General features: G+C 54.3%; 18 protein-coding genes and 1 tRNA gene. 13 read left to right on the forward strand and 6 right to left on the reverse strand.

Annotated features, from left to right (window positions below; translation table 11 throughout):
• Positions 1 to 9 precede the first annotated feature (9 nt).
• Genes yajC through queA form a run of 3 tightly spaced genes read right to left on the reverse strand, consistent with a single transcriptional unit; the run spans position 10 to position 2,571 of the window.
• On the reverse strand, positions 10 to 348 hold the full coding sequence (gene yajC / locus PMI22_RS05420) for a preprotein translocase subunit YajC (RefSeq protein ID WP_003185175.1): 339 nt from the start codon (positions 346 to 348) through the stop codon (positions 10 to 12).
• A 43-nt stretch (positions 349 to 391) separates the two neighbouring features.
• Positions 392 to 1,507: a tRNA guanosine(34) transglycosylase Tgt gene (tgt, locus tag PMI22_RS05415; protein ID WP_162131657.1), complete on the reverse strand. Its 1,116-nt coding sequence runs from the start codon at positions 1,505 to 1,507 to the stop codon at positions 392 to 394.
• Positions 1,508 to 1,521: 14 nt separating this feature from the next.
• Positions 1,522 to 2,571: a tRNA preQ1(34) S-adenosylmethionine ribosyltransferase-isomerase QueA gene (gene queA / locus PMI22_RS05410; protein WP_007948187.1), complete on the reverse strand. Its 1,050-nt coding sequence runs from the start codon at positions 2,569 to 2,571 to the stop codon at positions 1,522 to 1,524.
• A gap of 107 nt (positions 2,572 to 2,678) precedes the next feature.
• On the opposite strand from queA, the gene PMI22_RS05405 reads away from it, so the two are divergent.
• The 4 genes from PMI22_RS05405 (at position 2,679) to halB (ending at position 5,192) form a co-directional block, all read left to right on the forward strand.
• Positions 2,679 to 2,763 (forward strand) — tRNA-Leu (locus PMI22_RS05405).
• Between the two features lie 150 nt (positions 2,764 to 2,913).
• Positions 2,914 to 3,243, forward strand: coding sequence for a hypothetical protein (locus tag PMI22_RS05400; protein WP_007948188.1), 330 nt, complete (start codon positions 2,914 to 2,916; stop codon positions 3,241 to 3,243).
• A gap of 147 nt (positions 3,244 to 3,390) precedes the next feature.
• Positions 3,391 to 4,497, forward strand: coding sequence for an anti-phage Hailong system effector protein HalA (halA, locus tag PMI22_RS05395; protein ID WP_007948189.1), 1,107 nt, complete (start codon positions 3,391 to 3,393; stop codon positions 4,495 to 4,497).
• Positions 4,497 to 5,192: an anti-phage Hailong system nucleotidyltransferase HalB gene (halB, locus tag PMI22_RS05390; RefSeq protein WP_007948190.1), complete on the forward strand. Its 696-nt coding sequence runs from the start codon at positions 4,497 to 4,499 to the stop codon at positions 5,190 to 5,192. Before halA ends, halB begins: the two co-directional genes overlap by 1 nt.
• Positions 5,193 to 5,616: 424 nt before the next feature.
• On the opposite strand, the gene PMI22_RS0129725 is transcribed toward halB, so the two are convergent.
• On the reverse strand, positions 5,617 to 6,045 hold the full coding sequence (locus PMI22_RS0129725; RefSeq protein ID WP_033049629.1) for a hypothetical protein: 429 nt from the start codon (positions 6,043 to 6,045) through the stop codon (positions 5,617 to 5,619).
• Entirely contained in the window at positions 6,042 to 7,898 is a 1,857-nt protein-coding gene (locus PMI22_RS0129730; RefSeq protein WP_033049631.1) for a DEAD/DEAH box helicase, read from the reverse strand. Before PMI22_RS0129730 ends, PMI22_RS0129725 begins: the two co-directional genes overlap by 4 nt.
• A gap of 785 nt (positions 7,899 to 8,683) precedes the next feature.
• Between PMI22_RS0129730 and PMI22_RS05385 the strand changes: the two genes are divergently transcribed.
• Positions 8,684 to 8,995 (forward strand): DUF3077 domain-containing protein, encoded by a 312-nt coding sequence (locus tag PMI22_RS05385; RefSeq protein ID WP_007948194.1) that lies wholly within the window; start codon positions 8,684 to 8,686, stop codon positions 8,993 to 8,995.
• 155 nt (positions 8,996 to 9,150) lie between these two features.
• Here PMI22_RS05385 and PMI22_RS05380 read toward each other — a convergent pair whose 3' ends face one another.
• Entirely contained in the window at positions 9,151 to 9,519 is a 369-nt protein-coding gene (locus PMI22_RS05380; RefSeq protein ID WP_007948195.1) for a PH domain-containing protein, read from the reverse strand.
• A 329-nt stretch (positions 9,520 to 9,848) separates the two neighbouring features.
• On the opposite strand from PMI22_RS05380, the gene PMI22_RS05375 reads away from it, so the two are divergent.
• From PMI22_RS05375 to PMI22_RS05340, 8 genes are all read left to right on the forward strand, one after another.
• A complete protein-coding gene (locus PMI22_RS05375) occupies positions 9,849 to 10,325 on the forward strand; it encodes a formate dehydrogenase subunit gamma (RefSeq protein WP_007948197.1) in 477 nt (158 codons plus the stop codon).
• Positions 10,322 to 11,854 (forward strand): formate dehydrogenase beta subunit, encoded by a 1,533-nt coding sequence (locus tag PMI22_RS05370; RefSeq protein WP_007948199.1) that lies wholly within the window; start codon positions 10,322 to 10,324, stop codon positions 11,852 to 11,854. The genes PMI22_RS05375 and PMI22_RS05370 overlap by 4 nt, the downstream gene beginning before the upstream one ends.
• Complete coding sequence (gene fdhF / locus PMI22_RS05365; RefSeq protein WP_007948200.1) at positions 11,851 to 14,733, forward strand: formate dehydrogenase subunit alpha; 2,883 nt, start codon at positions 11,851 to 11,853, stop codon at positions 14,731 to 14,733. The genes PMI22_RS05370 and fdhF overlap by 4 nt, the downstream gene beginning before the upstream one ends.
• Positions 14,730 to 14,951, forward strand: a complete 222-nt coding sequence (locus tag PMI22_RS05360; RefSeq protein WP_007948202.1) for a formate dehydrogenase subunit delta — start codon at positions 14,730 to 14,732, stop codon at positions 14,949 to 14,951. The genes fdhF and PMI22_RS05360 overlap by 4 nt, the downstream gene beginning before the upstream one ends.
• Positions 14,952 to 15,066: 115 nt before the next feature.
• A complete protein-coding gene (locus PMI22_RS05355) occupies positions 15,067 to 16,989 on the forward strand; it encodes an alkaline phosphatase D family protein (RefSeq protein WP_007948203.1) in 1,923 nt (640 codons plus the stop codon).
• A gap of 14 nt (positions 16,990 to 17,003) precedes the next feature.
• The gene (locus PMI22_RS05350; protein ID WP_007948204.1) at positions 17,004 to 17,486 is read left to right on the forward strand and encodes an adenylate kinase; all 483 of its coding nucleotides are present in this window, start codon (positions 17,004 to 17,006) and stop codon (positions 17,484 to 17,486) included.
• Positions 17,487 to 17,717: 231 nt separating this feature from the next.
• Positions 17,718 to 17,972, forward strand: a complete 255-nt coding sequence (locus tag PMI22_RS05345; protein ID WP_007948205.1) for a type II toxin-antitoxin system prevent-host-death family antitoxin — start codon at positions 17,718 to 17,720, stop codon at positions 17,970 to 17,972.
• Complete coding sequence (locus PMI22_RS05340) at positions 17,969 to 18,223, forward strand: Txe/YoeB family addiction module toxin (RefSeq protein WP_007948206.1); 255 nt, start codon at positions 17,969 to 17,971, stop codon at positions 18,221 to 18,223. Before PMI22_RS05345 ends, PMI22_RS05340 begins: the two co-directional genes overlap by 4 nt.

Raw genomic sequence — 18,223 nt, forward strand, 5'->3', positions numbered from 1 at the left:
AGTTGAAACTTAGATCGCTTTTAGCGTGCCTTTTGGCAGCGTGGCGGCAATGGCGCCTTTCTGGAATTTCATTTCGACGGTGTCGGAAACTTCCAGAACAACGAAATCGTCTGCCACTTTAGTGATCTTGCCGGCGATACCACCGGTGGTCACAACTTCATCGCCTTTTTGCAGGCTGCCCAGCAGGTTCTTCTGCTCTTTGGCGCGCTTGGCCTGTGGACGCCAGATCATCAGGTAGAAGATGACCAGGAAACCAACCAGGAAAATCCACTCAAAGCCGCCACCCATTGGGCCCGCAGCAGCAGGTGCAGCAGCGTCAGCCATGGCATTAGAGATAAAAAAGCTCATTTAGCACTCCAGTTGCAAATGTTGGATCTTGGGGTCAGAAAACTCAGTCCAAAGGCGGAACAGGTAACCCGCGTTTGGCGTAGAAGGCATCGACAAAGGCGGCCAATGTACCTTGTTGAATAGACTCGCGCAAACCAGCCATAAGCACCTGATAATGGCGCAAATTATGGATGGTATTCAACATGCTACCCAACATTTCGCCGCACTTGTCCAGATGGTGCAGATAAGCACGGGAGAAGTTCTGGCAGGTATAGCAATCGCAGGTCGGATCCAGCGGCGAATCATCATGGCGATGGAACGCGTTACGGATCTTCAGCACGCCGGTGTCAATGAACAGATGCCCATTGCGGGCATTACGGGTTGGCATCACGCAATCGAACATGTCCACACCGCGGCGCACACCCTCAACCAGATCTTCCGGTTTGCCAACGCCCATAAGGTAACGAGGTTTGTCAGCCGGCATCTGACCCGGCAGGTAATCCAGCACCTTGATCATTTCGTGCTTGGGCTCGCCCACCGACAGACCGCCAATGGCCAGGCCATCAAAGCCGATCTTGTCGAGGCCTTCCAGGGAGCGCATGCGCAGGTCCTGGTGCATGCCGCCCTGAACGATGCCGAACAGCGCCGCCGTGTTGTCGCCATGGGCTTCTTTCGAGCGTTTGGCCCAACGCAATGACAACTCCATCGACACGCGAGCGACGTCTTCGTCAGCCGGGTACGGGGTGCATTCGTCGAAGATCATCACGATGTCCGAGCCCAGGTCACGCTGAACCTGCATCGACTCTTCCGGGCCCATGAACACTTTGGCGCCGTCGACCGGAGAAGCGAAGGTCACGCCCTCCTCCTTGATCTTGCGCATGGCGCCCAGGCTGAACACCTGAAAACCACCGGAGTCGGTCAGAATCGGGCCTTTCCACTGCATGAAATCGTGCAGGTCGCCGTGCTTCTTGATCACTTCAGTGCCAGGACGCAGCCACAAGTGGAAAGTGTTGCCCAGAATGATTTCCGCGCCCGTGGCGGTGATATCCCGCGGCAACATGCCCTTGACGGTGCCGTAGGTGCCCACCGGCATGAAGGCCGGGGTTTCTACGGTGCCGCGTGGAAAGGTCAAACGACCGCGACGAGCCTTGCCGTCAGTAGCAAGTAACTCAAACGACATACGACTTTGGCGACTCATTCTTTGTCCTCAGGGCCACGTGGTGCGGGGTTACGGGTGATAAACATCGCATCACCGTAGCTGAAAAAGCGGTATCCATGCTCGACGGCCGCTTTATAAGCAGCCATGGCTTCGGGATAACCGGCGAACGCCGAAACCAGCATCAACAGCGTGGATTCGGGCAAATGGAAGTTGGTGACCAGAGCATCGACCACATGAAACGGTCGGCCTGGGTAGATGAAAATGTCGGTGTCGCCACTGAACGGCTTGAGCACGCCATCGCGCGCAGCGCTTTCCAGCGAACGCACGCTGGTGGTCCCCACGGCCACCACGCGACCACCGCGAGCGCGGCAGGCCGCCACCGCATCCACCACGTCCTGGCCGACTTCCAGCCATTCGCTGTGCATGTGGTGATCTTCGATCTTCTCGACGCGCACCGGCTGGAACGTGCCGGCGCCGACGTGCAAGGTCACGAACGCGGTGTCGATACCCTTGGCGGCAATCGCCTCCATCAGCGGCTGATCGAAATGCAGGCCCGCCGTCGGCGCCGCCACAGCGCCCAGGCGCTCGGCGTAGACCGTCTGATAACGCTCACGGTCCGAGCCTTCATCCGGGCGGTCTATATAAGGCGGCAACGGCATGTGCCCGACGCGGTCGAGCAGCGGCAACACCTCTTCGGCGAACCCCAACTCAAACAACGCATCGTGACGCGCCAGCATCTCGGCCTCGCCACCGCCATCAATCAGGATCTTGGAACCCGGTTTCGGCGACTTGCTGGAACGCACATGCGCCAGCACGCGATGACTGTCGAGCACGCGCTCGACCAGGATTTCCAGCTTGCCGCCGGAAGCCTTCTGGCCAAACAGCCGCGCCGGAATCACCCGGGTATTGTTGAACACCATCAAATCGCCTGGGCGCAAATGCTCAAGCAAATCAGTGAATTGACGGTGTGCCAGGGCGCCGCTGACCCCATCAAGGGTCAACAGGCGGCTGTTGCGACGCTCGGCCAAAGGATGGCGGGCGATCAGCGAATCGGGGAGCTCGAAGGTAAAGTCAGCAACGCGCATGATGGGGTTCGTCTAGCAGGGCCGGGAAGTCTAGCGGAAATATCAAAAATTCTCCATGTACCTGATTGACCAACGGTTATCTCATCTCTATACTCCGCGGCCATTGAGCCCTGATGGCGGAATTGGTAGACGCGGCGGATTCAAAATCCGTTTTCGAAAGGAGTGGGAGTTCGAGTCTCCCTCGGGGCACCAAAATTAAGAAAGGTCTTGCTTAGCAAGGCCTTTTTTTTCGCCCACAGAAAAGTGAGCTTGCTTACCGCTGTCGTGTAGCAGCTGCCGAAGGCTGCGAGCTTTTGATCTTCGTATTATTGGCCGGTACGACCCCTCTCAAGGATTCACCCCATGGAACTGCTGCTGGAAACCGTCGCCCTGTTCTGCCTCAAGCTTGCTTATGAGACGGAGGATTCGAGTCCGATTCTTCGGGATGATTTGCTGATGAGTGATTATGAGCGGGAGGTTTTTGGGTTGTTGGTGCGGCGGGGGGATGTTGAGGGGATTCATTTGAAGGTGGATGAATGTGTGGGGTTGGCGCGGGAAGCCATCGGCGGTGTTGATAAGCCGCTGGGACAGGAATTGCAGAGGTTGGCGGCTGAATTTTCCAGTGTTCAGACGATAGCGGAGTTTGATCCCGCGCTCGGTGCGCTCAAGGATTATTTGAAAGACATTCAATGAATGAAGACGGGCGACCTATGAAGCGGAAGCGCCCGAGTCGGGCCGATATGTATTATCCAAGAATAAAACCGTCTCCTTCTCCCACAGAATTGTTCGGATTCATCGGTGGGCTGTGAGAGGATTATACCCGCACCTATTAGAGGCTGCATGGAGCGCAAAGTGAGAGATCTAGTAGATATTGCAGCACCTGGAGAGCCCGAAAAAAAGCCCGTAATAATAGGCTTTCAAAAAAGAAGCAAGTCTTACTGGGACTCTATTTTTGTTGGTCATAATTTGCATTTAACGCCGCACGGCTGGGACTTTACGAACAACAAAGGTCCCAGCCAACTTTTATTTACTTCAACTGGATTATTAGAGTATATTGAGAAAAAATCATTACGTAGATTTAACTGCAAGTCAATAAACTTCCACGAATGTGATTTTAATGGCGAGTTCGTTAGCGAAGTTTCTCGACATGAAATATCGTTTGGCAAGTGTAGCTTTACTAAATGCGACTTCGGCGGTGGTGTTTGGAGAGGGGTAAAATTTAGCGAGTGTAAATTCGATCGCTGTTCTTTTACAATGGCGGAATTTCAAGACTGTATTTTTTACGAATGCGAATGGATTGATATCACATTGTCTGGCACTGAGACAAAATTGCCGAACACACTAATATCAAATCCCGATAAATTTATAAGTGCAGCCTATACAAACCTTGACAAAAAAATCTTATCTAAGTACAGCAAGAACCCAAGCTATCAGAAAATGAGATTAGAAGGAACCAAGGCTAAATTTTCTCGAACGCTACTTAAAAACGCTGAAAACCATGGTGATGATGACGCATACTATGGCGCCGTCAAAACATATTTAAACCAATCGCTAAAGAGCAAACTTCATCAGTCGAAATACGAAATCATGCATGGGAAGGGTTTTGTAGGCCACGGGATGAATTTTTTAGCTGCATGCCTTGAACTACTTTTGCTAAACATGTCCGGATTTGTTAATTGCTGGGGCAAAAGCATCGCACGACCAGCAATAATTGGAATTCTACTAACTCTTGCATTTGGAATTTTATATGGCTATATGCTTGACGACTTTCAAAAAGGGCTCATAAAAGGTTTTGACATTACCTTTTTGGTAGGCTATACAAAATATGCTAGCGCCGACAACCCAGTTAATATCCAAGCACTGTACGGAATTAACGCCTTTTTTGGTCTCTGGTGGTATGCAGTACTAGTACCTACGCTGATTAATAGAATAAGTAGGGTTAATTAATGCCTATTCTTTCACTTGTCGTATATGGAAGTCGTGCTCGTGAGGATCATTCTGTAGATTCAGATACAGACCTGTTTGCGGTCACTGATGATGAACGATATGAAATGATAGTGGAGGGCACCACTAACATTGCTTGCTACCCTTTGGCTCAAGCTATTTCTAGAGCAGAGGGTGGCGACTTGTTTTTCATGCACATCAGCCTAGAAGCCAAAGTAATATATGACCCGGGAAACATCTTTGATAAAATCAGAAGAAGTTTTATAAAAAAAGAAAGTTATAGCACCGAAATTTCAAATGCAAGCGAACTGGGTTACGCACTGATCGCACACGCTAAAAATATTCAAGACTACTATCTCCTCAACAAAAGACTTGCGTGGTGTTTAAGAACTATTCTGATCGCCAGGTCCGCTGAGCTAGGGCACCCAACCTTTTCAAAGGAAGGACTCGCGGATATTTTCCAAGATAAAGCACTAATTGGACTAATTTCTTTAAAAGACAATGAAACATATATCGCCAAAGCTTATCCGGAGTTTCATTCGGCATTCCTAAAATACGGCACCGGCCCAAATACACAAATGCCGACAGATTTTAGTGAGCTAATGGTGTACTTCCTTGAGCGTGAAAATTTAATGGGCATGAAGACCGCAAGACTACTGAGTCATGATGTAGAGTTTGAAGGTTATGACTGGAGTTAAACTTTCACCAAGCCACTTAAAATTATAACTGCGAGACCACTTTCAATTACAACTTAAAAGTTGTTACTAGACGAGTGATCAAATTCCGACTTTACGTGAAGATCTGATTGTGAGCGACAACCAGCGATATTTAAGTTACTAGTGGGCCAGGGAACATTGAGGCGATTCAACGAAAGGTGGAAATGCGCTTAGAATTAACGCTAGAAGCAGTTGGATGGTATGGATAAAAAACTGGAACTGGAGCCATAAAGTTCGCAGTAGATTTCGGCAAAGAATTGAAAAGGACCTGATTTATTTTACAAGCATTAAATCAATGTCCACAATCCAAAACGAGAGCGATATAGATCACTAAAAAGCTATATATCAATAAACACAGAAAACAAAAAGCCCAGCCTTGCACCGGGCGTTCCATTCAGAATCACAATCAAGCCACTAGCTTCAAACGCTCACCAATTGAACTAATCAAATCTTGAGGCAACGTATCAAGCACCTCACTGATCGCCTTGGCTGTCAATCCAGCGTTAGACAGACATCGAGTAACGTCCGCAATCGCTTTCGCTATAGCCGCATCCCTACACCACTGGACAGAAAACTTACTAGAACCGACACGCTGCTCAACCCTAATTAGATATCTTTCCATACTATAAGTGTAGCGCATACAAACTTTCTGAGAGAAGCTCTCTAACTCTTCTTGATAAGAGAGTTCAAGAGTCAAAACTGAACCTCTCCTCTTCAAGGCGTAATCAGTATATTCTACATCAAACAAATTATCAGCAAGATCGGAAGGCTGAACACCCCGAGTTAGATGTAGATCAAGCAAGCCCTGGACCGATTCATCCAAAGAAACATTCATCGGAGCATACCTCTTAACTCTTCCACTATAGCTGGAACATAATCTAAAGCTTGCATTAAGGCCTTATTTTCTAAGGCCTCGCGCTTACCGAAGCGGGAGTATAGCTTGTGATTGATATAAATTACAAGCACACCATCATTGGGAGTATCCAGATTAATATAACTTACAATCTTTTTGAAAGTCCTACTTAGTTCTACTCCTTTATCTTCCAACCCACGATCAGATAACAAGCTTGCGGACTCATCCTGAATTTTCTTCGCTAATATTTTACGAAGCTGCTGACGGGCTAGGGCAGGCCTCTTCTCAATCAAATTCGGATCAATATATTGTGATACTTCTTTAGTTTTTGCGTCCACCAACACATCTTTTAAACGTTTGAGAGTCTCCTCATCAAAGTTGCCTGCCTTTTGAATCTCTGTAAGCTGAGCTTCTGCCGCCTCGTTAATTTCTTGACGCTTTTGCTTAAACAGTAGATTAAAGTCCAAATCATCTAAATAGGACTCGGCATTACCTGAAAAAATAGCCTCGGTGACGACTCCGCCCAATGAGCTATCGCGTTCGAGATAGTCACGCTCCAAAAACTCGTACTCTCTTGTCCTCTGATGCTTTGCTCTATCTACTTCTTGCTGAAAAATATGCCACATTTCATCAAGGCCTGTTTCCTGATGGTAGATGATCAGGGCATTATTATCGATTTCAAATGCACTGATCTCTTCGACAGGAATCGCTCGAAGAATACGCCCTACAATTTGCGCAAAGGCATTAATACTTCGGTAAGGTCGAAATAAGGCAAGAATGGTAAGATATTTGTGGTCATACCCCTCCATCAACATATTCACAGAAACTACTACTTCAACCTCATGCGCATCAATTTTCCGGAACTCAGACAAAACATCTGCCGAATCCATTTGACTATGTACAAGCGCCACAGGCAAACCTAGTTCGCCATACCATTTTTTCAAGTCTTCAGCATGCGCAATACTGCATCCGACAGCGAGAATCTTATGTGACACTTTGGGAGATTGCTTTTTGAGTTCCTTCAACTTCTCAACACTATGATTAATTACATCCTTTGAACACTCTTCTGACAAAGCAACGCTCTTTTCTACCCACTCCTTATCCTTAAGTTCCATCACCTCATCCCGAGTAAATTTTCGCCCGGGATAATCAGCGATTGTAAAGAACAGCGAGTGCGCGCTGACCGTCTCCTTCCTTAACCATTTTACATATTTATCCCTCATTACTTCTGAGAGTTGCGTTTCATGGATAAGAGCACCAGGGAGTTCTTGATTATCGCCACGGTAGGGTGTGCCCGTTACAAAAAGTTTTTTTGCAGCTCCAAAATACCCTAGCAACTGTTTCCAACTATCGGCCGGAGCGTGATGCGCCTCGTCAATTATTATTAAATCAAAATAATCCGAAGGAACTGCATCAACAAGAGAAGCTCCTCTACTATTTGTGAGCTGCTGAATATTCGAATACACTATATTGCTATCATCCAGATGCTGCCTGAGCAACCCCGTAGAGTACTCAACCGTAACTGGCAAGTCTTGATGATTGAATAAAACATCGAAATTAATCCAAAAATTATCATACAACGCCTCCTGAGTCTTCCTAATACTATCCTTAGTAACTAGCCCAGGAGTAACAATGAGAACCCGCCCACTACACGTACCAAAAGGAGCAATAGAAATAAGACCGCTTTTACCAGTACCCGTAGGAAGGACTACCAAAGCCTCTTTATTCTCCGGAACACAAAAAAAAGATTTTATTTTTAGGTACGCTTCGATTTGTGGTGTGCGCAACCTGCTGTTACCTTCGATGTTCACAGCAGTATCAATAAAATAATTCATATTATTATTTAATTCCTGAATAGAAACGCCCAAACGTTGAAAATCTGAAAGACTTGCACAAATTCTTCAAGCGACTCAATTTTGCTCCTACATTCCCCCCTTCCTGCGAGCTCACCATTCCACCGTTGAGCGGCAAAAACCTAATAGTGAGAATTAAACACCAGTATCGGGATTATGCTTCCAGAGCCTAGCTTACAAGTACATGCTTGCCCAATTGTCGCTGATAATGTCCTTTTGAATACGCCCATGCTTTGTCGAGCCTTCGGTGATTGGAACGATACTGGAAGGCCGCGAAATTGGAAATGTCAGAGGGTTCCGAAATAGCCGTAGGGATATTTTCTTCGCAGCCTAAAACTATTGAATTGCAGGGAAAGTTGCGCACGAGTCAGGAGCTTTCAAAGGTTGCAGGAAGCGGATCTGCACGATACTCTCCCACCGTCGCTGCCAATTCAGCGACCGGGTGTGGTAACCCGAGTTATTCAAGGCGCAACAGCGCCCCAGACACGTCATCAGGCGCTTTTTTTATGCCTGCGGCGTGAGTCATGGCGGCTGTGCGTGGGACGCCTTCGGGCGTGCCGGTTTCCTTGATTCCCGGTTTACCACCCTGCGCACAGCTGTCACCCATTCGTGTGGTAACGAATCTGGCAGCTCCATATATCAAGGAGTCTGATAATGCGCAGCATCAATCCGTACGAAATTTGGCATTTCCTTCAACGCGACTCCCGGTTGCGTAACGCCCCACTGTCTACCCTCTCCCACCGCACCTCCATCATCGGAGGTGGCCAATGACCGATCAATCCGAGCTGAAAACCATCGGCCTAACACCTGCCATTTACTGCGCAGATCAACCGCTCTTCCATGTCACTCGTGGCGTTCCCCTCGGCGATGCATTGGCCATGGCTTCTGACTTTCTGTTTCTCGCCAAGAAGCTGAACGAAGATGCCGCCTACGCCACAGACACCGATCGCCATGCCTGGGCTGCGCATTATTTGACGGCGATGAGTAAGGCGGTGGTTGATGATGCGGTGAAGGTGCTTGGGCGGGGTCGGGGTTCTGCGGCGGCGCCTGAGCGGACGGCGGGAACGTCTGAAGGGTAGCGGTTGAAAAATGGGGAGTGGGCTGCTAGATGGCGGCGGTAGGTTCAGCGTTGATGTTGGCTGAACTGGCGCTATCGCGAGCAGGCTCGCTCCCACATTGGATTTACATTTAGTCAGTTGGAGCCCCGAGCTTTCGGGGCTTTTTAGTGTTCAGATCAAAGCACGTGCTGGGAAATCAGTTTTGAGATTTCCACCATCGACGTCTTGCCGGTGAATTCAAACTTCACTTTGCCCAACGACGAAAAGTAAATCTCCAGCTCCGAGTCCAGATCAAACGTCCCGGACGTTTCCACTGAGTACGCCACGATGTTTTTGTAGGGCAGCGAGGTGAAGTCTTTTTTGCTGCCGGTGATGCCCTGCACGTTGACGGCGATGATGCGTTTGTTGGTAAACACGACGCCGTCGCGCATGGATTTGTAGGAGTCGATGACTTGCTCCCCTTCCAGCAGCAGCGCGCTGACGCGTTCTGCGTATTCTTCGTTTTGCTTGAGTTTGAAGAAGCCTTTGTTGTTGAAATCAATCATCTGTCATTCCCTTTTTTTGAATGTAAATTCCGAGTACGAGCTGCGTACGACGCCTTGGGCTGGGCCTCGTCTAGACTTAATGGGTAGTCGTAGAAAGAACCAAACACGTCGCTTTGGTGCAGTCGAATCAATAGCCGCGTGGCAAGCTCCCTTAATGCCCTTTTGAGGTGCGGCGAAGACCGCGCCGGGTACAACAAGATGCCCGCTCAGGGTGCCCTGGCCAACGGCCTGACAATGCCACGATACCGTGACGTGGTGTGAGTGCCGCAGCCGACACTTTCGGACGACCGACGACCGCCTGGTTTGTCCGTGACCGTGAGGATTGCTGAATGCCTGATGAGATGTTGCACCTGCCGATGGTCAACAGCCTGCTGGAGCGCCACAAGGGCACCCCCGGCGCACTGTTGCCCATTCTTCATGAGATTCAGGCCGGTATCGGTTACATCCCCGATGCCGCCATCCCCGAGATTGCCCACGCCCTCAATCAGAGTCAGGCGGAGATTCGCGGGGTGATCAGTTTCTACCATGATTTCCGTACCTCGCCGCCAGCTCGGCATATTCTGCGTCTGTGTCGGGCTGAGTCCTGCAAGAGTCGCGGCGCCGAGCAGCTCGCTGCGCAGTTGCGCGAACGCCTGCAACTGGACGACCACGGCAGCAGCGCCGACGGCAATATCAGTTTGCGTCCGGTGTATTGCCTCGGCGCTTGTGCTTGTTCGCCAGCGCTGGAGCTGGATGGTCAGGTGCATGCGCGGTTGAGTGCCGAGCGTCTGGATGCCCTGCTCGACGCTTGCCGGGAGGACGTATGAGCCTCTATCTGTCCTGTGATTCCCTGGCCCGTGCCGTCGGTGCCGATGAGGTGGCGTTGGCCCTTATCAGTCAGGACCTGCAACGCACCAGTTCTCGCGGCCTCTACTGGCTGGAACCGCTGCTGGAAGTGGACACCCCGCAAGGTCGAATCGGCTTCGGCCCGTTGACCGCAGCAGATGTGCCGTCCGTGCTCGATGCCCTGCAAGGCGAGCCCTGCGCTCATCCGCTGGCCTTGGGTCTTGTAGAAGAGCTGCCCTATCTCAAGTCTCAACAACGCCTGCTGTTCGCCCGCGCCGGTATCACCCGGCCGCTGTCGCTGGACGATTACCGGGCCCACGGCGGTTTCGAGGGTTTAAACAGGGCCGTCACTATTGGCGGCGATGAGACCGCAACGGCGGTGTTCGATTCGGGCCTGCGCGGCCGTGGCGGCGCAGCCTTCCCCGCCGGGATCAAATGGCGCACGGTACGCGCCACCCAGGCGGCGCAGAAGTACATTGTGTGCAACGCCGACGAGGGCGATTCCGGCACCTTCGCCGACCGCATGTTGATGGAAGGCGACCCCTTCCTGCTGATCGAAGGCATGGCGATTGCCGGTATCACCGTCGGCGCCAGCTACGGCTACATCTATGTACGCTCGGAATATCCACAGGCCATCGCCACGCTGAACGAGGCGCTGGAGATTGCCCGCACTAACGGCTACCTCGGCGCCAATGTCGGCGGCAGCGGCTTGGCCTTCGATATGGAAGTGCGTGTCGGTGCCGGTGCTTACATCTGCGGTGAAGAAACCGCACTGCTGGACTCGCTCGAAGGCAAGCGTGGGATCGTCCGCGCCAAGCCACCGATTCCCGCGTTGCAGGGGCTGTTCGGCCTGCCGACTCTGGTGCACAACGTGCTGACCCTGGCCTCGGTGCCGCTGATTCTGGCCAAGGGCGCGCAGTTCTATCGCGACTACGGCATGGGCCGTTCCCTCGGCACCATGCCCTTCCAGTTGGCGGGCAATATTCGTCACGGCGGCCTGGTGGAACGGGCCTTCGGCCTGACGCTGCGGGAATTGGTGGAAGACTACGGCGGAGGCACCGCCAGTGGCCGACCGCTGAAAGCCGCCCAGGTCGGTGGCCCGCTCGGCGCCTGGGTGCCGCCTTCGCAATTCGACACGCCGCTGGATTACGAAGCGTTCGCCGGTATCGGCGCGATGCTCGGTCACGGTGGTGTGGTGGTGGCTGACGACAGCCTCGACATGGCCCACATGGCGCGCTTCGCCATGCAGTTTTGCGCCGAGGAATCCTGTGGCAAATGCACGCCCTGCCGCATCGGCTCGACCCGGGGCGTGGAGGTGATCGACCGCTTGCTGGCCGCGCCGGATCAGAACGGTCGCGATGAGCAGGTGATCATCCTCAAGGACCTGTGCGACACCCTGCAATACGGTTCGCTGTGCGCCTTGGGCGGCATGGTTTCCTTTCCGGTCGCCAGCGCCCTCAAGTACTTCCCCGCCGACTTCGGTCTGCAATCTTCGGAGGCCGACCAATGATCACTCTCTTCGACCCGAATACCGACATCGATCTTGGCACTCCGGCCCGCGACAGCCAGGTGCAAGTCACCCTGAACATCGACGGCCGCAGCATCAGCGTCCCTGAAGGCACTTCGGTGATGCGCGCTGCTGCGTTGATGGGCACCACGATTCCAAAACTGTGCGCCACCGACAGCCTCGAAGCCTTCGGCTCTTGCCGCATGTGTCTGGTGGAGATCGATGGCATGCGCGGCTACCCGGCGTCCTGCACCACGCCGGTCAGCGAAGGCATGAGCGTGCACACCCAGACGCCGAAGCTCGCGACCCTGCGCCGCAACGTCATGGAGTTGTACATCTCCGATCACCCGCTGGACTGCCTGACCTGCTCGGCCAACGGCAACTGCGAGCTGCAGACCGTCGCCGGTCAGGTCGGCTTGCGGGAAGTACGTTACGGCTATGAAGGTGACAACCATCTCGCCGACGTGAAGGACACCTCAAACCCCTACTTCGACTACGACCCGAGCAAGTGCATCGTCTGCAACCGCTGCGTGCGTGCCTGCGAAGAAACCCAGGGCACTTTTGCCCTGACCATCACCGGGCGCGGTTTCGAATCCCGGGTCGCGGCCGCCGGTGGCGATAATTTCCTCGACTCGGAATGCGTGTCCTGCGGCGCCTGTGTGCAAGCCTGCCCCACCGCGACCCTGATGGAAAAAAGCGTGGTCAAGCTGGGTCAGCCTGAACGCAGCGTGATCACCACCTGTGCCTATTGCGGCGTGGGTTGCTCGTTCCGCGCCGAGATGAAAGGCGATCAACTGGTGCGCATGGTTCCGGACAAGAATGGTCAGGCCAACCACGGCCACTCCTGCGTCAAAGGGCGCTTCGCCTGGGGTTACGCCACTCACCCGGATCGCATCACCAAGCCGATGATCCGCCAGCACATCAACGACCCTTGGCAGGAAGTCAGCTGGGATGAAGCGGTGACCTACGCCGCCAGCGAATTCCGCCGACTGCAGCAAAAATACGGCCGCGATTCCATTGGTGGCATCACCTCCAGTCGCTGCACCAACGAAGAAACCTATCTGGTGCAAAAACTGGTGCGCGCCGCGTTCGGTAACAACAACGTCGACACCTGTGCGCGGGTCTGCCACTCGCCGACCGGCTATGGTTTGAAACAAACCTTGGGCGAGTCCGCCGGCACCCAGAGCTTCGACTCGGTGATGCAGGCCGACGTGATCCTGGTGATGGGCGCCAACCCCAGCGATGCGCACCCGGTGTTCGCCTCCCAGCTCAAACGCCGCCTGCGTGAAGGTGCTCGACTGATTGTCATCGATCCACGCCGCATTGATCTGGTGGACTCGGTGCATGCCCGCGCTGAATATCATTTGGCCCTGCGCCCGGGCACCAACGTCGCCATGCTCAACGCCCTGGCCCACGTCATCGTCACCGAAGGCCTGCTCGATCAGAGCTTTATCGACGCCCGTTGCGAGGGCAGTGATTTCGCCCGCTGGAGCGAGTTTGTCAGCCGTGCGGAAAACGCGCCGGAAGTCCTTGGCGACATCTGCGGCGTAGAGCCTGCCTACATCCGCGCCGCCGCTCGCCTGTATGCCACCGGCGGCAACGCGGCGATCTACTACGGCCTCGGCGTCACCGAACACAGCCAAGGCAGCACCGCGGTCATGGGCATCGCCAACCTGGCCATGGCCACCGGCAACATCGGTCGCGAAGGCGTGGGCGTGAACCCGCTGCGTGGGCAGAACAACGTTCAGGGCTCCTGCGACATGGGCTCCTTTCCCCACGAGCTGCCCGGCTACCGGCACATCTCCAACGAAGTGGTACGGGCGCAGTTCGAACAGGCGTGGAACGTCACGCTGCAACCCGATCCGGGCCTGCGTATTCCGAACATGTTCGAATCTGCACTGGCCGGCAGTTTCAAGGGCTTGTATTGCCAAGGCGAGGACATCGCTCAGAGCGACCCGAATACCCAGCACGTCACCGCTGCCCTGTCGGCCATGGAATGCGTGGTGGTGCAGGATATTTTCCTCAACGAAACCGCCAAGTTCGCCCACGTATTCCTGCCGGGCGCTTCGTTCCTGGAGAAGGACGGCACCTTCACCAACGCCGAGCGCCGCATTTCGCGGGTACGCAAGGTCATGGATCCGCTGGGCGGCAAGGCCGATTGGGAAGGCACCGTGGCCTTGGCCAACGCGTTGGGCTACCCGATGAATTACCAACACCCATCAGAAATCATGGATGAAATCGCCAGCCTGACGCCGACCTTCACCAACGTCAGCTATGCCGAACTGGATCGCCACGGCAGCCTGCAATGGCCGTGCAACGCTGCGGCACCCGACGGCACGCCGACCATGCACATCGAACAATTCGTGCGGGGCAAGGGGCGGTTCATGCTCACCGGCTACGTGCCCACCGAGGAAAAGGTCAACAGTCGCTATCCGCTGCTGCTGACCACCGGGCGCATCCTCAGCCAGTACAACGTCGGTGCCCAGACCCGGCGTACCGAAAACGTCGCCTGGCACGACGAAGACCGCCTGGAAATCCACCCGACCGACGCCGAAAGTCGTGGCATCAACGAGGGTGACTGGGTCGGCATCGGCAGCCGCGCCGGGCAGACCGTCCTGCGTGCGCGGGTCACCGAACGGGTCGCACCGGGCGTGGTGTACACCACTTTCCACTTCCCTGAGTCGGGGGCCAACGTGATCACCACCGACAACTCCGACTGGGCCACCAACTGTCCGGAGTACAAGGTTACCGCCGTGGAGGTTAGCCGTGTCTACCACCCTTCCGAGTGGCAAAAACGCTATCAGGCGTTCAGCGATGAACAGGACCGTTTGCTCAAGGAACGCCGGCATGCCCGTGGCGCTAAAGCGGAGGTACGCCGATGAGCACTGAAAACCTGATCAAAATGGTCAACCAGATCGCCCAGTACTTCGCCAGCGAACCGGACGAGCAAACCGCCGTGCTTGGTGTGCGTAATCACCTGAAAATGTACTGGACGCCTGGCATGCGCAAGGAATTGCTGGCCTGGCAAACGGAGCATCAGGGGGCGGACATGCACCCACTGGCACAAGCGGCTGTCAGTGGGGCGGGCTGGGAGGCTTAAGCTCACACAAACTCTTGGGCGTGGGGTCGTGAGAAATCGCGGCTCCCGCTTAACAGGAAAAGGCGACCACCTGAGCTATCATCGCCATCCTGTGCACCAAGAGCCTTGAACCCGGATGTCCGTATCTCTGCCATTGCCTGACGATTGCCATTCACTGCCTCCGGTGCTGGTCGGCCCGCTGTTGCGGCGACTGGAACCTGCACGGCTGGTCATGTGGCTGGTCGGATCCCGCGAATTGTCGCTGACGTTGCGTCTGCAAGACTGCGACGACATCCGTCTGGATGCCGGACAGTGCACGGTCATCCCGATCGGCACTCACGGGTTTATCCACTTGATCGATGTGCCGCTGGCGACGGCCCTGCCCTGCGACACACTGATCGAGTACGACCTGTTGATCGATGACGCGATGACGGGCGTCGCCGAGTGGGCCCCGCATCTGCTCTACGGCGATGCGCGTCGCCCGAACTTTGTCCTGCGCTCGCGCATTGATCAGTTGCTGCATGGTTCCTGCCGCAAACCGCACTACCCGGCCACCGATGGTTTGCTCTGTGTCGACCGTGTATTGGCCGAGGAACAGGACGCCTCGCAGCGGCCGGCGTTGTTGATGATGAGCGGCGACCAGGTTTACGCCGACGATGTGGCGGGCCCGATGTTACGGGCGATCCATGCCTTGATCGAGCGATTGGGGCTGTTTGAAGAGTGCCTCGAAGGCGCCGTGGTCAGCGACAGCGCCAAACTCTACGAACATCCGGCCAGTTACTACCACCGTGCGGATTTGTTACCGGCGCTCAAGAGCAACGAAACCCTGCGGGATCGATTTTTCGGCGGCGCGAGTAAACCGATTTTCACCAGCAGCAATGCCGACAATCACCTGATGACCTTCGCCGAAGTGATGGCCATGTACCTGCTGGTCTGGTCGCCGACGCCCTGGACACTGATCAATCCGCAACCTCCCGCGCTGACGCTCGCAAGACAAAAACTCTATGCCGTTGAACAAACCTGTATCGATGACTTCCAGTCGGGCCTGGGCGGTGCCGCACGGGCCATGGCGCACCTGCCTTGCCTGATGATCTTCGACGACCACGACATTACCGACGACTGGAATCTGTCCGCGCAATGGGAGGAAACGGCCTACGGCCATCCGTTCTCCAAGCGCATCATCGGCAACGCCCTGATCGCCTACATGCTGTGCCAGGGCTGGGGCAACAACCCGGATGCGTTTGGCGACATTCTGGAAAAAACCCGTTTGCTCAGCGCCACCGGGGGCGATCGTTACCTCGACAGTCCGGTGCAGGATGATTTGATCGACACGCTGTTGAAATTTCAGCAGTGGCAATACGTGCTGCCCACCACGCCCGCGCTGGTGGTGATCGATACCCGCACCCGGCGCTGGCGCAGCGAGATGAACCTCAAGCTACCGTCGGGTTTGCTGGACTGGGAAGCCCTCTGCGAACTGCAACAGGAGCTGCTGGATCACCCGTCGGCGATCATCGTTTCACCCGCGCCGATCTTCGGCGTCAAACTGATCGAAACCGTGCAGAAAGTCTTCAGCTGGTTCGGTTATCCCCTGCTGGTGGACGCCGAAAACTGGATGGCCCATCGCGGCGCGGCCCAAGTGATCCTGAACATTTTCCGACACTCGCGCACACCGGGTAACTACGTGGTGCTGTCCGGTGACGTGCATTATTCCTTCGTCTACGAAGTGTTTATCCGACACCGCAAGGGCGGCCCGAAAATCTGGCAGATCACCAGCAGCGGCATCAAAAACGAATTCCCGCCCAGACTGCTCGAATGGTTCGACCGCCTCAATCGCTGGCTCTATTCGCCGCGTTCGCCACTGAACTGGCTGACCAAACGCCGCCGCATGCGCATCGTCCCGCACACCCCCGAACATGCCGAGGCCGGCGAACGGCTATGGAATTCGGCAGGCATCGGCCAGGTGTTCTTCAATGAGAAAGGACAACCCCAGGACATTTATCAGCACAACTCAAACGGCTCGCCCAAGACCCGGATGGTTGCGCCTGAACATGACGACTGAAACGGCGATTCTCCATGAACCTCACCCGCACGCTGATCATCGGCAACTCTGGTTCAGGCAAAAGTTGGCTGGCGAAACGAATGGCCGCTCAACTCAAGGTGCCATGGATCGATCTCGACAAGATTCACTGGCTCTCGGACAAACACAGCATCGCCCGCCCATATGCCGCAGTACTGGACATAGCGCGGGTTGCGGCCGATGAAGAACAGTGGGTGATCGAAGGTGTTTATGGCTGGATCGTCAGCGAGCTTATGCACCGGGCAACGGCGCTGATCTGGTTGTGTGTGGATGATGAAAGCTGCGTTGCCAATATTCGCCAGAGAGAAAAACAGGACGACGAGAGATTGATCGCCCTGCTGGAGTGGGCCGGGAGCTATCGTCGACGCGAAGGGTCGAGTGGGTATTTCGCGCATCAGCGTTTGTTTCGAGGGTTCAGTGGTTCAAAAATCAAACTCATGGATCGAACTGAAGTTACGGAATTCGCCAGTCAACTGTGACCAGTCGAGCAATTCCATAGCGTTTGCCAAGGATTTTTACGTTTCTATTGAGAAATGGAAGGCACGTAATTCGGATGAGGACTACATCGCTCACCGAAACGTCGTGAAGGAGCTTCGGCGATACTGAGTGCAAGCGCAGAGACCGCGTCTGTGCAACGACCACTCAGAGGTATTACCTTGTCATCCTGTACTCATTTCTGTACGTTCTCTGCATCAAGCGAGGACTACGCCATGCAAACCATCAACTACACCACCGCGCGGGCACATCTGGCGGAAACCATGGATCGGGTCAACGAAGACCGTGCTCCATTATTGGTGACCCGCCAAAAAGGTGAGCCCGTTGTGATGATGTCTCTCGCGGAGTACAACGCGCTCGAAGAGACCGCCTACCTGTTGCGTTCACCCGCCAATGCCGAGCGCCTGATCAAATCAATCGGCAACCTGCGAGCAGGGAAATCCAAAGCCAGGCAACTCATCGAAGAATGAATATCGAGTTCACTCCTGAAGGTTGGGACGACTATCTTTGGTTCCAACAAAACGACAAGGCCGGGCTCAAACGAATCAACCTGCTGATTAAGGCGATTCAACGCGAACCCTTTGATGGACTCGGAAAACCTGAACCGCTCAAACACAATTTGAGCGGTTTTTGGTCACGCCGAATTACGGCTGAGCATCGACTGGTCTACGCAGTCGAAGAAGGTACGATATGCGTCGTGATGTGTAGATATCACTACTGA

This window comes from Pseudomonas sp. GM21, assembly GCF_000282215.1.
Taxonomy (GTDB): Bacteria; Pseudomonadota; Gammaproteobacteria; order Pseudomonadales; family Pseudomonadaceae; genus Aquipseudomonas.

Coding starts and splice junctions, on each gene's coding strand:
- PMI22_RS05355 (WP_007948203.1), top strand. CDS start 15,067: ATGTCCGTATCTCTGCCATTGCCTGACGATTGCCATTCACTGCCTCCG.
- PMI22_RS05400 (WP_007948188.1), top strand. CDS start 2,914: ATGGAACTGCTGCTGGAAACCGTCGCCCTGTTCTGCCTCAAGCTTGCT.
- yajC (WP_003185175.1), bottom strand. CDS start 348: ATGAGCTTTTTTATCTCTAATGCCATGGCTGACGCTGCTGCACCTGCT.
- PMI22_RS05340 (WP_007948206.1), top strand. CDS start 17,969: ATGAATATCGAGTTCACTCCTGAAGGTTGGGACGACTATCTTTGGTTC.
- PMI22_RS05370 (WP_007948199.1), top strand. CDS start 10,322: ATGAGCCTCTATCTGTCCTGTGATTCCCTGGCCCGTGCCGTCGGTGCC.
- PMI22_RS05380 (WP_007948195.1), bottom strand. CDS start 9,519: ATGATTGATTTCAACAACAAAGGCTTCTTCAAACTCAAGCAAAACGAA.
- halB (WP_007948190.1), top strand. CDS start 4,497: ATGCCTATTCTTTCACTTGTCGTATATGGAAGTCGTGCTCGTGAGGAT.
- PMI22_RS05385 (WP_007948194.1), top strand. CDS start 8,684: ATGACCGATCAATCCGAGCTGAAAACCATCGGCCTAACACCTGCCATT.
- PMI22_RS05375 (WP_007948197.1), top strand. CDS start 9,849: ATGCCTGATGAGATGTTGCACCTGCCGATGGTCAACAGCCTGCTGGAG.
- fdhF (WP_007948200.1), top strand. CDS start 11,851: ATGATCACTCTCTTCGACCCGAATACCGACATCGATCTTGGCACTCCG.
- tgt (WP_162131657.1), bottom strand. CDS start 1,507: ATGTCGTTTGAGTTACTTGCTACTGACGGCAAGGCTCGTCGCGGTCGT.
- PMI22_RS0129725 (WP_033049629.1), bottom strand. CDS start 6,045: ATGAATGTTTCTTTGGATGAATCGGTCCAGGGCTTGCTTGATCTACAT.
- PMI22_RS05360 (WP_007948202.1), top strand. CDS start 14,730: ATGAGCACTGAAAACCTGATCAAAATGGTCAACCAGATCGCCCAGTAC.
- halA (WP_007948189.1), top strand. CDS start 3,391: ATGGAGCGCAAAGTGAGAGATCTAGTAGATATTGCAGCACCTGGAGAG.
- PMI22_RS05350 (WP_007948204.1), top strand. CDS start 17,004: ATGAACCTCACCCGCACGCTGATCATCGGCAACTCTGGTTCAGGCAAA.
- PMI22_RS0129730 (WP_033049631.1), bottom strand. CDS start 7,898: ATGAATTATTTTATTGATACTGCTGTGAACATCGAAGGTAACAGCAGG.
- PMI22_RS05345 (WP_007948205.1), top strand. CDS start 17,718: ATGCAAACCATCAACTACACCACCGCGCGGGCACATCTGGCGGAAACC.
- queA (WP_007948187.1), bottom strand. CDS start 2,571: ATGCGCGTTGCTGACTTTACCTTCGAGCTCCCCGATTCGCTGATCGCC.